This window comes from Streptomyces sp. NPDC097617 (assembly GCF_044761485.1).
Taxonomy (GTDB): domain Bacteria; phylum Actinomycetota; class Actinomycetes; order Streptomycetales; family Streptomycetaceae; genus Streptomyces.
Genome location: NZ_JBIWCL010000006.1, coordinates 149,041 through 166,502 on the forward strand (window position 1 = coordinate 149,041; position 17,462 = coordinate 166,502).

Below are 17,462 nucleotides of genomic sequence, written 5' to 3' on the forward strand. Positions count from 1 at the left end.
GATACGTCACTGGATGTCCCGCCGATACTGAACGCTCCGCTCCGGCCCGGACGGGCGCACACACCACGCACCACACCCCCACGTTCGTGTCACTCGAACCACTCGACGACGACGAAGAGGATGGACTGCCGTGACTCCAGCCGCCCGAACTCCCTTCTCCCTCTATCCCGAACTCGACGCGACCGCCCTCACCGCCTTCGTCGCCGCCCTGGAGAGCGGCGACGTCACCGGCCTCGCCCCCGCCCGGGCCGCCGAGATCGCCGAGGTCCGCTCGGTCGCCGTGTTCACCCGCGGCAAGGTCACCGGCGCCGACGGGGACCTGCTCGACGCCGCGCTCTGGCGGCACACCGGGACCCAGCCCCGCCCCGCGATCGTCATGCCCTCGCCGTGGTCGAGCCTGGGCTGGCTCCCGTACGCCGTCCAGGCCTCCCTCTTCGCCGCCCGCGGCTACAACGTCCTCGCCTACTCCACCCGCGGATTCGCCGGCTCCGAGGGCCAGGTCGACGTCGCGGGCCCGCTCGACATCGCCGACGGCAGCCGCGCCCTGGAGCACCTCGTCGAGCGCAGCACCGGCCCCGTGACGAGGATCGGCTTCCTCGGGGACTCGTACGGCTCGGGCATCAGCCAACTCGTCGCCGCGCACGACACCCGCGTGGACGCCGTCGTCGCGCTCAGCACGTGGGGCGACCTCGGGGAGGCCTTCTACGAGAACTCCACCCGGCACGTCGCAGCCGTACGGGCCCTGCTCGACGCGGCCGCGAAGGCCCGGCTGAGCCCGCAGACGCAGAGCGTCTTCGACAACGTCCTCGCCAACCGCGACGTCCAGGGCACCCTGCGCTGGGCGGAGACCCGCTCGCCCTTCTCCCACATCAAGGAGCTCAACCGCCGCCAGGTACCGGTCTTCTTCTCGCACGCCTGGCACGAGACGCTCTTCCCGCCCAACCAGACCCTGAAGATGTTCAACGAACTGACCGGCCCCAAACGCCTCGCCGTCTCCATCGGCGACCACTCCGGGCCCGAGATGACCGGCATGCTCGGCCTGCCCAACCGGATCTGGACGGACGCCCACCGCTGGCTCGACCACCACCTCAAGGAGATCGACAACGGCATCGACGCCGAGGGGCAGGTGCTCGGCGAGATCATGTGGAGCAAGACCCTCGAACCCCGCCCCACCTGGCCCTCGCTCACCGAACGCGTGGAGCGGCTGCACCTGGCGGACGACGGCGACCTCGGCGAGGAGCCGCAGGCCGGCTGGACGTCGACCGTGCTGTGCGGGGTGGACACCCCGGCGACCGTCGCCGACAAGGTGGTGCAGTCCGGCTACGCGGAGATCGCCGGCCGCCCGAAGACCTACCGGACCCAGGACATCGACCGCACCGTCGCCGCCGTGTGGACCGCGGACCCGGCCGGGGAGACCGTCCGGCTGCGCGGCATACCGCGGCTGCGCGTGACGTACCGGGCGGCGAACCCCGGATCCACCTTCGTCGCGTACCTCCTCGACACCGCGCCCGACGGGACGGCGCACATGATCACGAACGCCCCGTACACCGACCTCGACTCCCCGCCCGACAGCCTGATCAGCGCGGACATCGAACTCCAGGCCACGGCCTACGACGTACCGCGCGGCCACCGGCTGATGCTGGTGATCGACGCCCGCGACCCCTTCTACGGCGACGCCAACCTGCCGCGCGCGACCCTGGCGTTCACCTCCCCGGAGGCCACACCGTCCTACGTGGACCTCCCGCTCGGCTGAGCCCGCGACCCTGCCCGGCCGGTCCCCCGCGGCCGGCCGGGCAGGTGGTCTACGGCCGGCGGGCGAGGTTCATCGTCCAGTTGAGGAAGCCCTGGTCCGCTCAGCCCGGACCACCAGAACCTCGGCATCTTCTACGCGGTCCGCATCACCGGCGGCCGACTCCGGCCGGAGCCGAACGGCGCGGTCGGCGGCCTCATCCAGCACTGATCTGCGGGCGGCAGCGCATCTGACGCCGAGACGTGCGTAGCGCGTGGCCAACCGTCAGAGCCCCGCGCGCGCGAAGCCCCCTACCGCCTTCAGCAGGTCTGCCCCGGGCCCGCCCGGGCCGTCGCTCGCAGGAGGTCCCGGAGGAGGTCGAAGTCGACCTTGGCCGGGTTGCGGAAGCGGAGGCACACCTTGCCCATGTCGTGGGGGGCGAGGCGGTCCGCGAAGGCGTCCCGGATGTCGGTGCGCATGAGGTAGAAGGAGATGTACTGCTTCTGGTTCGCCCAGGCGATCTCGCCGTCGGTCCCGCCCGCCCGCACGTACGCCGGCATCCCGTACGCGATGTGCTCCTCGAAGCCGGTCAGCTCCTCCAGGCACAGCTCCCGCAGCCGGACCAGGGCAGGCCTGCGGGCCTCCGGGACCGCGTCCAGGTAGGTGGCGACGTCCATCAGGCGGACCTCTTCCGGATCTGCGAGCGGACCGCGCCCATGCTGGCCGCGATCACGAGGGCGATGGCCAGCGCGTCCAGTGCGGACATGGCCTGGTTCAGGACGAGGAAGCCCGCGGTGGCGGCGATGGCCGGCTCCAGGCTCATCAGGATCGCGAAGGTCGGGGCCGGCATCCGCCGCAGCGCGAGCAGTTCCAGGGTGTACGGGAGGACCGAGGAGAGGACGGCCACGCCCAGGCCGAGGGCCAGGGTGCTCGGCACCAGCAGGTCCGAGCCCGCTTCGGCGATGCCCAGCGGCAGCGAGACGACCGCGGCCACCGCCATCGCCAGGGCCAGTCCGTCCGCCTGCGGGAAGCGGCGGCCGGTCCGCGCGCTGAACACGATGTACGCCGCCCACATCGCGCCCGCCCCGAGCGCGTACGCCGCGCCCAGCGGGTCGAGGGAGCCGAAGCCGAGTCCGCCCCCGCCGTGCGCGGACAGCAGGACCACGCCGCCGAGCGCGAGGCCGGCCCACAGGAGGTTGACCAGGCGCCGGGAGACGACGACCGAGAGCGCGAGCGGCCCGAGGACCTCCAGGGTGACGGCCGGGCCGAGCGGGATCCGGTCGATGGCCTGGTAGAAGAGGCCGTTCATACCGGCCATGGCGAGACCGAAGGCGAGCACCGTGCCCCAGTCGGAACGGGAGTGGCCGCGCACCTTCGGCCGGCACAGGAGCAGCAGCACGACCGCGGCGGCGGCGAGGCGCAGGGTGACCACGCCCGCCGCGCCCGCCCTCGGCATGATCATGACCGCGAGGGCGGCGCCGAACTGCACCGAGATGCCCGCCGAGATCACCAGCGCCACGGGACCGAGTCCGGAGCCGGAACCGGAAGCGGAAGCGGAAGCGGAAGCAGCCACAGAGCCGGTAGCGGAAGCGGAAGCGGCGCCCTGGGCGGGCGACGGAGCCGCCGCCGGTTCGCCGGCGGCCGTGGGCGAGGTCGCCGGGGACGAAGAGGAAGGTGCGGGCATCTCTCCAGACTAAGGGGCGGTAAGGAGTGTTGCCGCATTTCCTGCCTTACAACTGGGTGTCACAACCCCTCGGCGAGGAGTTCCGCCAGGTGCCGGGCCCGGACCCCGCCCAGCTGCGCGATCTGCGTACGGCACGAGAACCCGTCCGCCTGGATCACGGCGTCCGGCGGGGCCGCGCGCAGGGACGGCAGCAGCTGTTCCTCCGCGCAGGCCACCGATACCTCGTGGTGCCCGGGCTCGAAGCCGAAGTTCCCCGCCAGCCCGCAGCACCCGCCGCTGAGCTCCCCCACCAGCCCGGCGCGCTCGCGCAGCCGCCGGTCGGGGCCGTCCCCGAGGACCGCGTGCTGGTGGCAGTGGGTCTGGCCGACCACCGTCCGGTCCAGGCGCGGCGGCCGCCAGGCCGGGGCGTACTCCTCCAGGGTCTCGGCGAAGGTCCGCACCGCCGCCGCGACGCGGGCCGCGCGGGGGTCGTCGGGAAGCAGCGCGGGCAGGTCGGTGCGCAGGGCCGCCGCACAGCTCGGTTCCAGGACCACGAGGGGTCCCCGCACCTCCCCCCGTGCGTCCAGTGCGTCCAGCGTCCGGCGCAGAACCCGGCGGGCACGGTCGAGGCGGCCGGTGGAGACGTACGTCAGGCCGCAGCACACCCGGCCGGCGGCGGGCACCTCGACGTCGAGCCCGGCCGCCCGGAGCACCTGTACGGCCGCCCGGCCGGCCGCGGGGTTCAGGTACTCGGTGAAGGTGTCCGGCCACAGGACGACGGATGCCCCCGACCCCGCCGCGCCCGCCGACCCCACAGACCCCCGGGCCCCCGCCGACCCCCGCTGCCGCCACCACCGTGTGAACGGCTCCCGCGCCACCTCCGGCAGGCCGCCGACGCCGTCCCGCCCCAGCCCCGGCACCGGGACCCACCGGGCCAGGGCGTTGGCCGCCCCCGCCGCCCGCAGGCGGGCGGTCAGCCGGAGCCAGCCCGGCAGGCCGCCCAGCGTGTAGTGGGACAGCGGGCGGATCCGGCCCGCCCAGTGCCGGTGCAGGAACTCCGCCTTGTACGCGGCCATGTCCACGCCGACCGGGCAGTCGCTGCGGCAGCCCTTGCACCCCAGGCACAGGTCCAGCGCCTCGGCGACCTCCGCCGAGCGCCAGCCGTCCGTCACGATCTCCCCGGCCAGCATCTCGTGCAGCAGCCGGGCCCGGCCGCGCGTGGAGTGCCGTTCCTCGCCCGTGACCCGGTACGACGGGCACATCACCGAGGCGCCGCCGCCCGTATCCGTGGTCCGGCATTTCGCTACGCCGACGCACCGCGCGACCTCGCCCGCGAACGACGTGGCCGGCAGCACCGCGAAACGCAGGTTCTCGTCCAGCCGGGCCGGCCTGACCAGCATCCCGGGGTTCATGCCGCCCGCCGGGTCCCACACGTCCTTGTACGCGCCGAAGAGCCGGACCGCCTGCGCCCCGTACATCTTCGGCAGCAGCTCCGCCCGCGCCTGCCCGTCCCCGTGCTCCCCCGAGAGGGAGCCGCCGTGCGCGACGACCAGATCGGCCAGTTCCTCGGAGAAGGTCCGGAAGCGGGCGATGCCCGCCGCCGACACCAGGTCGAAGTCGATCCGTACGTGGACGCAGCCCTCGCCGAAGTGCCCGTACGGGGATCCGCGCAGCCCGTGCGCCGCCAGCAGCGCCCGGAACTCCCGCAGGTACGCCCCCAGCCGGGCCGGCGGCACCGCGCAGTCCTCCCACCCCGGCCAGGCCATGGTGCCGTCGGACATCCGGGTCGCCGTGCCGGCCGCGTCCTCGCGGATCCGCCACAGGGCCCGCTGTCCCGCCGGGTCGGTGACGACCGTCGCGTCGAGCGGGTCGGCGGCCCGCAGCAGTGCCCGCGCCCCGCCCTCGTCCGGCATCTCGACGAACAGCCACGCCCCGCCCCGCGGCAGCTCCGGGGCCCCGCCCCCGACCAGGTCCTCGGCCATCCCCTCCACCGTCAGCGGCCCGTACCGCAGCAGCCCCGCCGCGGCCTCCGCCGCCGCGCTCTCGTCCGCGTACCCGAGCACCGCGAGCACCGGCGCGCGCGGCGCCTCCACCAGGCGCACGACCGCCTCCGTCACCACCCCGAGCGTGCCCTCGCTCCCGCAGAACGCCCGCGCCAGCTGCACCCCGTGCTCGGGCAGCAGCGCGTCGAGGCCGCCGTAGCCGGAGATGCGCCGCGAGAAGGCGGGCGGCATCCCGGTGCGCAGCAGCCCGAGGTGCCCGGTGACGAGCTCCCGCAGCCCGTCGGGGGCGCCCGCCCAGCCCGTGCCGATCCGGTGGGCGGTGCCCCCGTACGCCGTCACCGCCAGCTCGGTGACGTTGTCGGCGGTGGTGCCCCAGGCCACCGAGTGGGCCCCGCACGCGTTGTTGCCGATCATGCCGCCGAGGGTGCAGCGGGAGTGCGTGGACGGGTCGGGCCCGAAGGTCAGACCGTACGGGCGCACGGCGTCCCGCAGCCGGTCGAGGACCAGTCCCGGCTGGACCACGGCGGTCATGGCCGCTGGGTCCACCGATACGAGGGCGTTCATGTGCCGGGTGAGGTCGAGCACCACGCCCACCCCGGTGGCCTGGCCCGCGATGGAGGTCCCGCCGCCGCGCGGCACGACGGGCACCCCGGCCGCGGCGCACACGGCGAGGGCGGCCGCCACGTCGTCGGCGTCGCGCGGGGCGACCACGCCGACCGGCACGCGGCGGTAGTTGGAGGCGTCCATGGTGGTCAGGGCCCGTGCGGCGGCGCCGAAGTCGACATCCCCGCGCAGGTTCTCCCGCAAGGTCCGTTCGAGTTCACCGGGTGAGGTCACGGCCCCAGCCTCCCACCGGCCGGAGCCGTCTCACCCGGTGGACGCGCTTCCGAAACGCGGACCGGGACCCGATACGCTCCGCTCGTGGCTGAGATCCAGATTCCCGCTGACATCAAGCCCGCCGACGGACGCTTCGGCGCGGGCCCCTCCAAGGTGCGGACCGAGGCGCTGGACGCCCTCGCCGCCACCGGTACCTCCCTGCTCGGAACCTCACACCGCCAGGCCCCGGTCAAGAACCTGGTCGGCTCGGTGCGCCAGGGCCTCCGGGACCTCTTCTCCCTCCCCGAGGGGTACGAGGTGATCCTGGGCAACGGCGGCTCCACCGCCTTCTGGGACATCGCGACCGCCGGTCTGATCGAGCAGAAGTCCCAGCACCTCACCTTCGGCGAGTTCTCCTCGAAGTTCGCCACGGCCGCGAAGCTCGCGCCGTGGCTGGACGCGCCGTCCGTGATCTCCTCGGAGCCGGGTACGCACCCGGAGCCGGTGGCCGAGGCGGGCGTGGACGTGTACGCGTACACCCACAACGAGACCTCGACGGGTGTGGCGGCGCCGATCAAGCGCGTCGCGGGCGCCGACGAGGGGGCCCTCGTTCTGGTGGACGCGACCTCGGGTGCCGGCGGTCTGCCGGTGGACATCACCGAGACGGACGTCTACTACTTCGCCCCGCAGAAGTCGTTCGCCTCGGACGGCGGCCTGTGGCTGGCGGCGTTCTCCCCGGCGGCCCTGGAGCGCGCGGCCCGTGTGCACGCGTCCGGCCGGCACATCCCGGAGTTCTTCTCGCTGCCGACGGCGATCGACAACTCGCTGAAGAACCAGACCTACAACACCCCGGCGCTGTCCACCCTGTTCCTGCTGGACCAGCAGCTGGAGTGGATGAACAGCCAGGGCGGCCTGGAGTTCACGACCGGACGTACGGCGGCCAGCGCGCGCAACCTGTACGGCTGGGCGGAGGCGTCGAAGTACGCGACCCCGTTCGTCGTGGACGCCGACAAGCGTTCCTCCGTCATCGGCACGATCGACTTCTCGGAAGACATCGACGCGGCCGCCGTCGCCAAGGTGCTGCGCGCCAACGGGATCGTGGACACCGAGCCGTACCGCAAGCTCGGCCGCAACCAGCTCCGCATCGCGATGTTCCCGGCGATCGACCCGGCGGACGTCCAGGCGCTGACGGCCTGCGTCGACTACGTGATCGAGAAGCTGTAACCACCACCCGCTGCCCCGTACGACCGCAGGCCCCCGGTGACGCGATGTCACCGGGGGCTTCGGCGTTCACGACCGCGCACCACGGCGCGCCTACGGCACACACGGCACCCACGGCGCTCACGCGGCCCGGGACCTTCGCGGCAGGGCCGAGCTCCGCCTGATCACCTGGGGCGGCAACCTCACTCCGGACCGGCACCGGGTCACGATGTCGTGGTGTTCGCCCACCTCACGGCCACGGCGTAGGGGGTCTCCGGCACGCGGTACCTTCAGGGTTCCGGAGGCGAATCATGGAGGCAGCGGCGTGAGCGTGCGAGTGACGGCGGCCCAGAGCGGCGTGGACCCCTTCGGCACGGCCCGGCTGCGGCGCGGGGTGCTCGACGCGTGGGGTGCGGGCCCGGCCCGGTTCCGCGAGGACGCCAACGCCGAGGAGGACCTCGCGCTCGGCGGCTACCGCGACCGGCTCGTCATCGAGCTGGCGCAGAACGCCGCCGACGCCGCGGCCCGAGCCAAGGTGCCCGGCCGGCTGCGCCTCACCCTGCACCCCGGCGAGGGCGGGCACGCGCTGCTGGCCGTCGCCAACACCGGTGCCCCGCTGGACGCGACGGGCGTGGAGTCGCTGAGCACCCTGCGCGCCTCGGCCAAGCGCGAGCCCTCCGGGGACAGCGTCGGCCGCTTCGGCGTCGGCTTCGCGGCCGTCCTGGCCGTCTCCGACGAGCCCGCCGTGCTCGGCCGCCACGGCGGTGTCCGCTGGTCGCTGGCCGAGGCCCGCGAACTGGCCCGGGACGCCGCCGTCGGCAGCCCCGGCCTCGGCGACGAACTGCGCCGCCGCGACGGACACGTTCCGCTGCTGCGCCTCCCGCTGCCCGCCGAGGGCACCGCCCCCGAGGGCTACGACACCGTCGTGGTCCTCCCGCTGCGCGACGCCGCCGCCGAGGGGCTGGTGGAGCGGCTGCTCGCGGGCATCGACGACGCCCTGCTGCTCACCCTGCCCGGACTGCGCGAGGTCGTCGTCGAGACACCGTCGAGCAGCACGTCCGGCGGCACGCGCACGCTGTACCGGCGCGACGAGGGCCCGTACACCGTCATCGAGGACACCACCGCATCCGGCACCGTCACCCACCGCTGGCGCACCGTCCGCCACGGCGGCCCCCTCGAGCGGGCGCTGCTCGCCGACCGGCCCGTCGAGGAGCGGCTGCGGCCCGCCTGGGCCGTCTCCTGGGCCGTGCCCGTCGACTCCGACGGCGCCCCGGTACGCCCGGTCACGGCGCCCGTGGTGCACGCGCCGACCCCCACCGACGAGCCGCTGGGCATCCCGGCGCTGCTCATCGCGACCCTGCCGCTGGACACCGCGCGCCGGCACCCCGCGCCGGGACCGCTGACCGACTTCCTCGTGGAGCGCGCGGCCGACGCGTACGCCGAACTCCTCGGCGCCTGGGACCCGGTGACCACCGACCTCGTGGAGCTGGTGCCCGGCCCGCTCGGCAAGGGCGAGCTCGACGGGGCCCTGCGCGCCGCCGTCCTGCGGCGTCTCCCCCGTACGGCCTTCCTCGCACCGGCCGCTCCGCCCGAGCACGCCGAGGAGCGCGCCGCCCTGCGCCCCTTCGAGGCCGAGGTGGTGGAGGGTGCGGGCGCCGACACCGTGCGCGTCCTGGCCGAGGTCCTGCCGACGCTGCTGCCGGCGGGCCTGGAGCGCCGCGCCGAGCTGCGCACCCTGGGCGTGGGCCGGCTCCCGCTGGGTGATGCCATCGAGCGGATCGCGGGCATCGAGCGGACGCCCGAATGGTGGCACCGGCTCTACGACAGCCTCGCCGGGGTGGACCCCGACCGGCTGTCCGGGCTGCCCGTGCCGCTCGCCGACGGCCGTACCTCGATCGGGCCCCGGCACATCCTGTTGCCCGGCGCGGACACCCCCGCGAGCCTGGCCCGGCTGGGGCTGAAGGTGGCGCACCCGGATGCGGCGCACCCGCTGCTGGAGAAGCTCGGGGCGCTCCCGGCCACGGCCCGCGCGATCCTGACGACCCCGCAGGTGCGGGCCGCCGTCGCCGCCTCCCTGGACGCCGGGGAGATCTGGGACGAGGACGCGGACGCCCTGGACGCCGACGAGCTGGCCGAGGTGGTCCTGGGGCTGGTCCGGGACGCCGATCTGGCTCCGGGCGACGAGCCGTGGCTCGGTGCGCTGGCCCTGCCGGACGAGGACGGCGAGCTGGTCCCGGCGGGCGAACTGCTGCTGCCCGGCAGCCCGCTGGCGTCCGTGATCCGCGAGGACGAGGTCCCGTACGTGGACGCGGACCTGGCGGAGCGGTGGGGCTCCGGCCCGCTGACCGCGTGCGGGGTGCTCGCCACCTTCCAGCTGGTCCACGCCACCGATGTGGTTCTGGACCCGGACGAACTGGAGCCGCGCGAGGGCGATTTCGCGGAGCCCGACGACGCCGGCCTGCTGGACGCGGTGGACGTGTGGTGCGAGGACATCCTGGACCAGCTGCCGGACACCCCGGTCCCGCCGGTGGCGACCGAGCTGATCGCCGTACGGGACCTCGACCTGGTCGACGACGACTGCTGGCCCCAGGCCCTCGCGATGCTCGCGCAGCCGCCGCTGCGCGACGCGCTGACCCAGCCCGTACGGATCCTGCTGCCGGACGGCACCACGCAGTCGGTGCGCCCGTACACCGCGTGGTGGCTGCGCGACCATCCGGTGCTCGACGGCCGCCGCCCTGCGGGCCTGCGCGCGGCGGGCGGCGACCCACTGCTGGACGGCCTCTACACCTCGGCGGACGCCACGGGCTTCGAGGACGAGCAGGTCCTGCGGGCGCTGGGCGTACGGACCACCGCGGCGGCCCTGCTGGACGAGCCCGGCGGCGCGGCCGAGCTGCTGGCCCGGCTCGCCGACCCGGACCTCGATGTGACGGGCCGCCAACTGCACGGCCTGTACGGCGCACTGGCCGATCTGGAGCCCGAGCAGGTCACGCTGCCGGACGAGCTGCGTGCGGTGGTGGACGGCGAGGTCGTGGTGGTGGACGCGGCCGAGGCGCTGATCGCGGACGCCCCGGACCTGCTCCCCCTGACGGCGGGGCTGCCGCTGCTGCCGGTCGCCCCGGCGCGCGCGGCGGACCTCGCGGACCTGCTCCAGGTACGGCGCCTGTCGGAGACGGTCCCGGCGGAGGTGACCACTCCGGGCGAGGAGCACGAGGTACCGGAGTCGGTGCTGCTGCTGCTGGGCCCGGCCACCCCGGCGACCTACATCGAGCACGAGGAACTGGTCGCCGGGGGCACGGAACTCGACTGGCGCCGCACCCCCGACGGCACCCTTCACGCCTCGACGCTGGAAGGCGTGGCCGCGGGCCTGGCCTGGTCGGCGGGCCAGTGGCCCCGCCGCTTCGAGGTGGCGGCCCTCCTGGAGGACCCCTCGCGCACGGCGGAACTGGCCCGCGACCGCTGGTTCGACTAGAAGGTCCGCACGACCGGGTCTATACGGCCGGGCCGAAGGGCAGGAGCTCGGGGCGCTTGGCGCTGCGGCCGTCGCCGGAGGAGCGGCCGCGCAGGCGCCGGCCCAGCCAGGGGCCGAGGAACGCGGCCGCCCAGCGCAGTTCGGCCGCCACCCCGGATCCGCCCGAGCCGGTCGGCAGCGGCGGCAGTGGCCGCGTCCAGGTGTCGTCGCTGCCGGGCAGGCCGACGGCGTGGGCGAGGGCGGCGGCGATCCGGGCGTGGCCGACGGGGCTGGCGTGCAGCCGGTCCGTGGTCCACATCCGCGGGTCGGTCACGACGACCGGCCGGGCGGTCTCGGCGACGGCGACCCCGTGGCGGGCGGCCGCGGCGCGGATGCGGTCGTTGAGGTCGGCTATGCGGGGTGCGACGGGACGGGCGAGGGGCACGAGCGCGCTGAGGTCGGGGAAGGTCACGGTCGCCACGCGGGCCCCGGCCCCCGTGAGCGCGGCGAACATCTCCTCCAGGTGCCCGGCGACCTGCCCGGCGTCGAACCGGGGCCGGAGGATGTCGTTGACCCCGGCGACGACGGTGGCCAGGTCGGGGCGCAGGTCCAGGGCGGGGCCCAGCTGCTCGGCGCGGACCTGTCCGGCGAGGCGTCCCCGGACGGCCAGGTTGGCGTACTGGAGGCCCGGGTTGGCGGCGGTGAGGTGGGCGGCGAAGCGGTCGGCGAAGCCGCGCAGGCCGACGGTGTCGTCCCCGTCGCCGAGGCCTTCGGTCTGGCTGTCGCCGAGGGCGACGTAGCGCAGGTACTCAGTGTTCGGCACGGGCCGCTCTCTCCCTCAGGACGGTCGCGCTCCGGCGGCACCAGTCGCGGTGTCCCTGTTCGAAGGCGAGGCCGCGCAGGCCCGTCAGGTACCCGCCGATCCGTTCGCCGTGGAGCAGGAACTCCTCCTCGTCCCGCTCTCCGCGCATCTTGCGCAGCACCTTGCCGAGCAGCTCGATCTTGGCGTCGGCGGCGAGCGCGCGCGCCTCGAGCTGTTCGATCACCGGCTCGATGCCGATCCGGTCGGCGGTCTGCACCTTGACGAGGAGGTCGTCGCGGATGACCGAGGACTTCAGCGGGGCCGCGGCGAACTCCTCCAGTTCGGTGCGGCCGGCTTCCGTGACCTGGAAGAGGCGTTTGTTGGGCCGGGTCTCCTGGACCACCTCGCGGCCCTCGACCAGCCCTTCCTTCTCCAGCTTGGCGAGCTCCGCGTACAGCTGCTGGGGCAGCGCGTGCCAGAAGTTCGCTACGCCGATGTCGAAGGACTTCGCCAGTTCGTAGCCGCTGTACTCGCCGTCCAGCAGCGCCGCCAGTACGGCATGTCGCAAGGCCATTCCGGCCGCCCCTTCCGCTTCACTGCCAACCCCGGCATCATACTCATGAAAGTGACTAGTCAGATTCATGAGTATGAGCACGAGCATGAGGAGAGAGTCATGGAGACTGCCGAACGCTTCCGCGCCGCCGTGGAGAAGCGGGACCTCGCCGCGATGGAGGACCTGTTCACCGAGGACGTGCGGCTCTACAGCCCGGTGAAGTTCGTCCCCTTCGAGGGCCGGCCCATGGTGCTGGGGCTCTTCGGGGTCCTGCTGCGCGTCTTCGAGGACTTCCGCTACGTCGGCCGCTTCGACGGCGCTGCCGAGACCAGCGCCGACGGCGCCGAGGCCCCGGCGGAGATCCTGCTCTTCCGGGCCACCGTGGACGGCAAGGAGATCCACGGCATCGACCTGCTCCACTTCGACGGGGAGGGCCGGATCAAGGAGTTCACCGTGATGGTCCGCCCGCACTCCGCCGTGCAGGCCCTCGGCCGGGCCGTGCTCGCGGGCCTGGTGGCCGAGGGCCTCGCGTAGGCCGCCGCCCGCCTGACGCCCCCACCCCCGCCCTACGCGGGAAACTTGCGGTCGACCCACCGGAAGGTGAACTCGATCAGCACCGCGGCTGCCACCGCGATGCCCACCGAGATCCACGGCACGGTGACGCCGACCAGCTTCAGCTGGAAGAACTCCTGCAGCCAGGGCACGACGAGGACGATCAGGAAGGCCCCGCCCATCGCCCCGACCAGGGCCACCCGCCACCACGTGTACGGCCGGGCGATGATCGCCAGTACCCACATGGAGGTCAGGAACAGCGTCAGCGTGGCCGCGCTGGACTCGGCCTCCAGGGCGCCCTGGCCCGTGTAGTGGCGGCGGGCGACCAGGTACGACACGAAGGTGGCCACGGCGGCGATGACACCGCCGGGGATCGCGTACCGCATGACCCGCTTCACGAAGTGCGGTTTCGCACGCTCCTTGTTCGGGGCCAGGGCCAGGAAGAAGGCCGGGATGCCGATGGTGAGCGTGGACAGCAGCGTCAGGTGGCGGGGCAGGAAGGGGTACTCGACCTGCGAGCAGACCACCAGGATGGCCAGCAGCACCGAGTAGACCGTCTTGGTGAGGAAGAGCGTGGCAACACGGGTGATGTTGCCGATGACCCGGCGGCCCTCGGCCACCACCGAGGGCAGGGTCGAGAAGCTGTTGTCGAGGAGGACGATCTGGGCCACCGCCTTCGTCGCCTCCGAGCCGGAGCCCATGCTCACGCCGATGTCGGCGTCCTTGAGGGCGAGCACGTCGTTGACGCCGTCGCCCGTCATGGCGACCGTGTGGCCCTTGGACTGGAGCGCCCCGACCATGTCCCGCTTCTGCTGCGGGCTCACCCGCCCGAAGACGGAGTTGTCGTCGAGGACCTTCGCCATGTCGTCCCGGTCGGTCGGGAGCCCCCGGGCGTCGACGGTGTTCTCGGCGCCCGGCAGCCCCAGCTTGCCGGCGACCGCGCCGACGGAGATCGCGTTGTCGCCGGAGATGACCTTCGCGCTGACGTTCTGGTCCTCGAAGTAGCGCAGCGTGTCGGCGGCGTCGGGGCGCAGCCGCTGCTCCAGGACGACGAGGGCGGTCGGCCGGACCCCGGTGGCGACGGCCGCGTCGTCGAGTTCGCGGGCGGAGCGGGCCAGCAGCAGGACCCGCAGTCCCTGTTCGTTGAGGTCGTTGATCTCGTCGAGGGCCGGGTCCCCGGCGGGGAGCAGTACGTCGGGGGCGCCGAGCAGCCAGGTGTTGTTCTCGCCGTCCCCCTCGCTGAAGCTGGCGCCGCTGTACTTGCGGGCGGAGGAGAAGGGCAGGGACTCGGTGCAGCGCCACTCCGCACTGTCGGGGTAGGCGTCGATGATCGCCTGGAGGCTGGCGTTGGGGCGGGGGTCGGACTCGCCGAGGGCGCCGAGCACCTTCTTGACGTACGCGGGCTCCGCGCCGCCGAGGGGCCGCAGCTCGGTGACGTCCATGCCGCCCTCGGTGAGGGTGCCGGTCTTGTCGAGGCAGACCACGTCGACGCGGGCGAGGCCCTCGATGGCGGGCAGCTCCTGGACCAGGCACTGTTTGCGGCCGAGTCGGATGACCCCGATCGCGAAGGCCACGGAGGTCAGCAGGACGAGCCCCTCGGGGATCATCGGGACGATGCCGCCGACGGTCCGGGCGATGGAGTCCTTGAGGTTGTTGTCCTTGACGAGGAGCTGGCTGATGATCAGGCCGATCGAGGTCGGGATCATCATCCAGGTGACGTACTTGAGGATGGTGGAGATGCCGGAACGCAGCTCGGAGTGGACGAGCGTGAAGCGGGAGGCCTCTTCGGCCAACTGGGCGGCGTAGGCCTCGCGGCCGACCTTGGTGGCGGTGAAGGCGCCGCCGCCGGCGACCACGAAGGAGCCGGACATGACCGGGTCCCCGGGCTTCTTCAGGACGGGGTCGGCCTCGCCGGTGAGCAGCGATTCGTCGATCTCCAGGCCTTCGGCCTCCCCGACGGAGCCGTCGACGACGACCTTGTCTCCGGGGCCGAGTTCGATGACGTCGCCGAGGACGATCTCGGAGGTGGAGATCTCGGCGGTCCGGCCGTCGCGGCGCACGCTGGGTTTGGCCTCGCCGATGACGGCGAGGCTGTCCAGGGTCTTCTTGGCCCGCAGTTCCTGGATGATCCCGATGCCGGTGTTGGCGACGATCACGAAGCCGAACAGGCTGTCCTGGATCGGCGCGACGAAGAGCATGATCACCCAGAGCACGCCGATGATCGCGTTGAACCGGGTGAAGACGTTGGCGCGCACGATGTCGGCGGTGGAGCGGCTGCTCCGCACGGGAACGTCATTGACCTCGCCCCGCGCGACACGCTCGGCGACCTCGGCGGTGGTCAGCCCGCCCGGCTTGAAGCGGGGAGCGGGCGGCCGCATCGGGTGTACGGGGTCCAGCTCCGCTCCCGCGTCGATGGCGGGGGCGGCCGTGCCGCCACCCGGCTCCGGCCCGTCGGATTCGGTTCCAGCCCGCTGCGTCATGCCTTCGACGTTAAGCGGGGTTCGAACTGTTCACCCGCCGAGCAGCGGGAAGATCCGACCTCAGGATGACCCGAATCGTCCTCTGGTAGTGCCGCGGACCGTGCCGTGGCACGGGGAACTCCGGGATGTCCCGCAGGTCGGGCGAAACCCACCGTCGGGCCACGGGCCCGGAGGGGCACCGCCCCACCCGGAGCCGGCCGGCCGCACGCCGTGTCGCCGCTCGGCGGACCCTGCGGCTGCTGGGCCGTCGTGCCCGCCCGGCTAGCCCTGCGGGGCCGGCCCCGGCTGCCCACCCCGCGCGGTCGGACCGTCCTGCTGGGCCTGCGCGCCCTGCCCGTCCTGGGCAGCAGCTTCGGCTTCGGCCTCCGCCTCGGCGTGGCGCTTGAGCGCCGCGTCCCGCCCGCGGACGTACCAGATCCCGATCAGGCCGAGGAAGCCGCCGGCCGCGCAGGTCCAGACCCACCACAGCTGACCCCGGTCGGCGAACCACCCGTAGAAGGGCAGCTGGACCAGGAAGAGGGCGAACCACAGGATCGTGCCACCTGTGACGGTGGCGACGACAGGGCCCTCAAGGGGTTCGGGCGCCTCGTGCTTCGCAGTCCATTTCGCCATACGGCAAGTCTAGGCGGCACGAAACGCCATCTACGCGCGGAGATGGACGCCCTTTCGTTCATGTGTTCATACTGAAACGGTTTGGGCGTGGCCCATTTTCTTCGTATGAACCACCCAATGAGGACCGTATGAGCACCCCGGCCCCCGCCCCTGCGGCCACCTCCCCGGAGCCTTCCCCCCGGGAACCCTCCGGCGGACTGGACCGCTACTTCAAGATCTCCGAGCGCGGCTCGTCCGTCGCCCGCGAGATCCGCGGAGGCCTCGCGACCTTCTTCGCCATGGCCTACATCATCGTGCTGAACCCGATCATCCTGGGCAGTGCGAAGGACATGTACGGGCACCAGCTCGACTCCGGCCAGCTGGTGACGGCCACCGTCCTGACGGCCGCCTTCACCACCCTCCTCATGGGTGTGATCGGCAACGTCCCGATCGCGCTCGCCGCCGGTCTCGGCGTGAACACGGTGGTCGCGCTCCAGCTCGCCCCGCGCATGAGCTGGCCCGACGCCATGGGCATGGTGGTCCTGGCCGGCTTCGTGGTGATGCTGCTGGTCGCCACCGGCCTGCGCGAGCGGGTCATGAGCGCCGTCCCGCTGGGCCTGCGCAAGGGCATCGCGATCGGCATCGGCCTGTTCATCATGCTGATCGGCCTGGTCGACGCGGGCTTCGTCTCCCGCATCCCGGACGCCGCGCACACCACGGTCCCGCTCCAGCTCGGCGGCACCGGTCACCTGGACGGCTGGCCGGTCCTGATCTTCGCGATCGGCGTGCTGCTCACGTTCGCCCTGCTGATCCGCAAGGTCCCGGGCGCGATCCTGATCTCCATCGTGGCCATGACCCTGGTCGCCGTCGTCGTCCAGCTGATCGCGGAGGTGCCCGACTCGGGCTGGGGCCTCACCGTCCCCGAGTGGCCCGGCAACCCGGTGGCCGCGCCCGACTTCGGGCTCGTGGGCCAGGTCAGCCTGTTCGGCGGCTTCGACAAGGTCGGGATGCTGACCGGCATCCTCTTCGTCTTCACCGTGCTGCTGTCCTGCTTCTTCGACGCGATGGGCACGATCCTCGGCGTCGGCGACGAGGCGAAGCTGATCGACAAGAAGACCGGCGAGTTCCCCGGGATCAACCGGGTCCTGCTGGTCGACGGCCTGGCGGTCGCCTCGGGCGGCGCCACCTCCTCCTCCGCGACCACCTGCTTCGTGGAGTCCACGGCCGGTGTCGGCGAGGGCGCCCGTACGGGTCTGGCGAATGTCGTGACGGGCGGCCTCTTCGCCGTGGCGCTGTTCCTGACCCCGCTCGCCACCATGGTCCCGTCCCAGGCGGCCACCCCCGCCCTCGTGGCGGTCGGCTTCCTGATCCTGGCGGGCTCGGTCAAGGACATCGACTGGAGCGACCTCACCATCGCCGTCCCGGCGTTCCTGGCCATGGTGACGATGCCCTTCACCTACTCGATCACCAACGGCATCGGCATCGGCTTCATCAGCTTCTGCACGCTGCGCCTGGCGACCGGCCGGGGACGCGGGGTCCCGGTGGCCATGTACGTGGTGTCGGCGGTGTTCGTCTTCTACTACGCGATGCCGGCCCTCGGCCTCGGCCAGTAGCTCACCGGTGGC

At 73.2% G+C, this 17,462-nt stretch carries 12 protein-coding genes and 1 pseudogene; 6 read left to right on the forward strand and 7 right to left on the reverse strand.

What is annotated here, in order from left to right:
* Positions 1-130 precede the first annotated feature (130 nt).
* Both ACIQZO_RS13300 and ACIQZO_RS13305 read left to right on the forward strand, forming a co-directional pair.
* Positions 131-1,753 (forward strand): CocE/NonD family hydrolase, encoded by a 1,623-nt coding sequence (locus tag ACIQZO_RS13300; RefSeq protein ID WP_403624610.1) that lies wholly within the window; start codon positions 131-133, stop codon positions 1,751-1,753.
* A 96-nt stretch (positions 1,754-1,849) separates the two neighbouring features.
* Positions 1,850-1,939, forward strand: a pseudogene (locus ACIQZO_RS13305) (NUDIX hydrolase); the annotation flags it as partial.
* A 110-nt stretch (positions 1,940-2,049) separates the two neighbouring features.
* On the opposite strand, the gene ACIQZO_RS13310 reads toward ACIQZO_RS13305, so the two are convergent.
* The 3 genes from ACIQZO_RS13310 to ACIQZO_RS13320 are packed head-to-tail and all read right to left on the reverse strand — an operon-like array spanning position 2,050 to position 6,232.
* Positions 2,050-2,406 (reverse strand): DUF1801 domain-containing protein, encoded by a 357-nt coding sequence (locus ACIQZO_RS13310; RefSeq protein WP_403624613.1) that lies wholly within the window; start codon positions 2,404-2,406, stop codon positions 2,050-2,052.
* Entirely contained in the window at positions 2,406-3,413 is a 1,008-nt protein-coding gene (locus ACIQZO_RS13315; RefSeq protein ID WP_403624616.1) for an EamA family transporter, read from the reverse strand. The genes ACIQZO_RS13310 and ACIQZO_RS13315 overlap by 1 nt, the downstream gene beginning before the upstream one ends.
* Positions 3,414-3,472: 59 nt before the next feature.
* The gene (locus tag ACIQZO_RS13320; protein WP_403624619.1) at positions 3,473-6,232 is read right to left on the reverse strand and encodes an FAD-binding and (Fe-S)-binding domain-containing protein; all 2,760 of its coding nucleotides are present in this window, start codon (positions 6,230-6,232) and stop codon (positions 3,473-3,475) included.
* A gap of 84 nt (positions 6,233-6,316) precedes the next feature.
* Between ACIQZO_RS13320 and serC the strand changes: the two genes are divergently transcribed.
* Together serC and ACIQZO_RS13330 are read left to right on the forward strand one after the other, a co-directional pair.
* The gene (gene serC, locus ACIQZO_RS13325) at positions 6,317-7,435 is read left to right on the forward strand and encodes a phosphoserine transaminase (protein WP_403624622.1); all 1,119 of its coding nucleotides are present in this window, start codon (positions 6,317-6,319) and stop codon (positions 7,433-7,435) included.
* A 301-nt stretch (positions 7,436-7,736) separates the two neighbouring features.
* Entirely contained in the window at positions 7,737-10,880 is a 3,144-nt protein-coding gene (locus ACIQZO_RS13330; RefSeq protein WP_403624625.1) for a sacsin N-terminal ATP-binding-like domain-containing protein, read from the forward strand.
* 19 nt (positions 10,881-10,899) lie between these two features.
* Here ACIQZO_RS13330 and ACIQZO_RS13335 read toward each other — a convergent pair whose 3' ends face one another.
* Both ACIQZO_RS13335 and ACIQZO_RS13340 read right to left on the reverse strand, forming a co-directional pair.
* Positions 10,900-11,682, reverse strand: coding sequence for an SGNH/GDSL hydrolase family protein (locus ACIQZO_RS13335; protein ID WP_403624629.1), 783 nt, complete (start codon positions 11,680-11,682; stop codon positions 10,900-10,902).
* Entirely contained in the window at positions 11,669-12,235 is a 567-nt protein-coding gene (locus ACIQZO_RS13340) for a PadR family transcriptional regulator (RefSeq protein WP_403624632.1), read from the reverse strand. The genes ACIQZO_RS13335 and ACIQZO_RS13340 overlap by 14 nt, the downstream gene beginning before the upstream one ends.
* Before the next feature lie 99 nt (positions 12,236-12,334).
* Here ACIQZO_RS13340 and ACIQZO_RS13345 point away from each other — a divergent pair, with 99 nt between their 5' ends.
* Positions 12,335-12,748 carry a nuclear transport factor 2 family protein gene (locus tag ACIQZO_RS13345; RefSeq protein ID WP_403624635.1) on the forward strand — a complete coding sequence of 138 codons (414 nt, stop codon included), beginning with the start codon at positions 12,335-12,337 and terminating at the stop codon, positions 12,746-12,748.
* Positions 12,749-12,780: 32 nt separating this feature from the next.
* Here ACIQZO_RS13345 and ACIQZO_RS13350 read toward each other — a convergent pair whose 3' ends face one another.
* Both ACIQZO_RS13350 and ACIQZO_RS13355 read right to left on the reverse strand, forming a co-directional pair.
* Positions 12,781-15,246 carry a cation-translocating P-type ATPase gene (locus ACIQZO_RS13350; RefSeq protein ID WP_403624638.1) on the reverse strand — a complete coding sequence of 822 codons (2,466 nt, stop codon included), beginning with the start codon at positions 15,244-15,246 and terminating at the stop codon, positions 12,781-12,783.
* 261 nt (positions 15,247-15,507) lie between these two features.
* Entirely contained in the window at positions 15,508-15,858 is a 351-nt protein-coding gene (locus tag ACIQZO_RS13355; protein WP_403624641.1) for a DUF2530 domain-containing protein, read from the reverse strand.
* Positions 15,859-15,986: 128 nt separating this feature from the next.
* Between ACIQZO_RS13355 and ACIQZO_RS13360 the strand changes: the two genes are divergently transcribed.
* Positions 15,987-17,450, forward strand: a complete 1,464-nt coding sequence (locus tag ACIQZO_RS13360) for an NCS2 family permease (RefSeq protein ID WP_403624644.1) — start codon at positions 15,987-15,989, stop codon at positions 17,448-17,450.
* The last annotated feature ends 12 nt before the right edge of the window (positions 17,451-17,462 follow it).

Excerpts from the sequence above, each read along its gene's own strand:
- ACIQZO_RS13345 (WP_403624635.1), top strand. The coding sequence starts at position 12,335 with ATGGAGACTGCCGAACGCTTCCGCGCCGCCGTGGAGAAGCGGGACCTC.
- ACIQZO_RS13310 (WP_403624613.1), bottom strand. The coding sequence starts at position 2,406 with ATGGACGTCGCCACCTACCTGGACGCGGTCCCGGAGGCCCGCAGGCCT.
- ACIQZO_RS13355 (WP_403624641.1), bottom strand. The coding sequence starts at position 15,858 with ATGGCGAAATGGACTGCGAAGCACGAGGCGCCCGAACCCCTTGAGGGC.
- ACIQZO_RS13350 (WP_403624638.1), bottom strand. The coding sequence starts at position 15,246 with ATGACGCAGCGGGCTGGAACCGAATCCGACGGGCCGGAGCCGGGTGGC.
- ACIQZO_RS13340 (WP_403624632.1), bottom strand. The coding sequence starts at position 12,235 with ATGGCCTTGCGACATGCCGTACTGGCGGCGCTGCTGGACGGCGAGTAC.
- ACIQZO_RS13360 (WP_403624644.1), top strand. The coding sequence starts at position 15,987 with ATGAGCACCCCGGCCCCCGCCCCTGCGGCCACCTCCCCGGAGCCTTCC.
- ACIQZO_RS13315 (WP_403624616.1), bottom strand. The coding sequence starts at position 3,413 with ATGCCCGCACCTTCCTCTTCGTCCCCGGCGACCTCGCCCACGGCCGCC.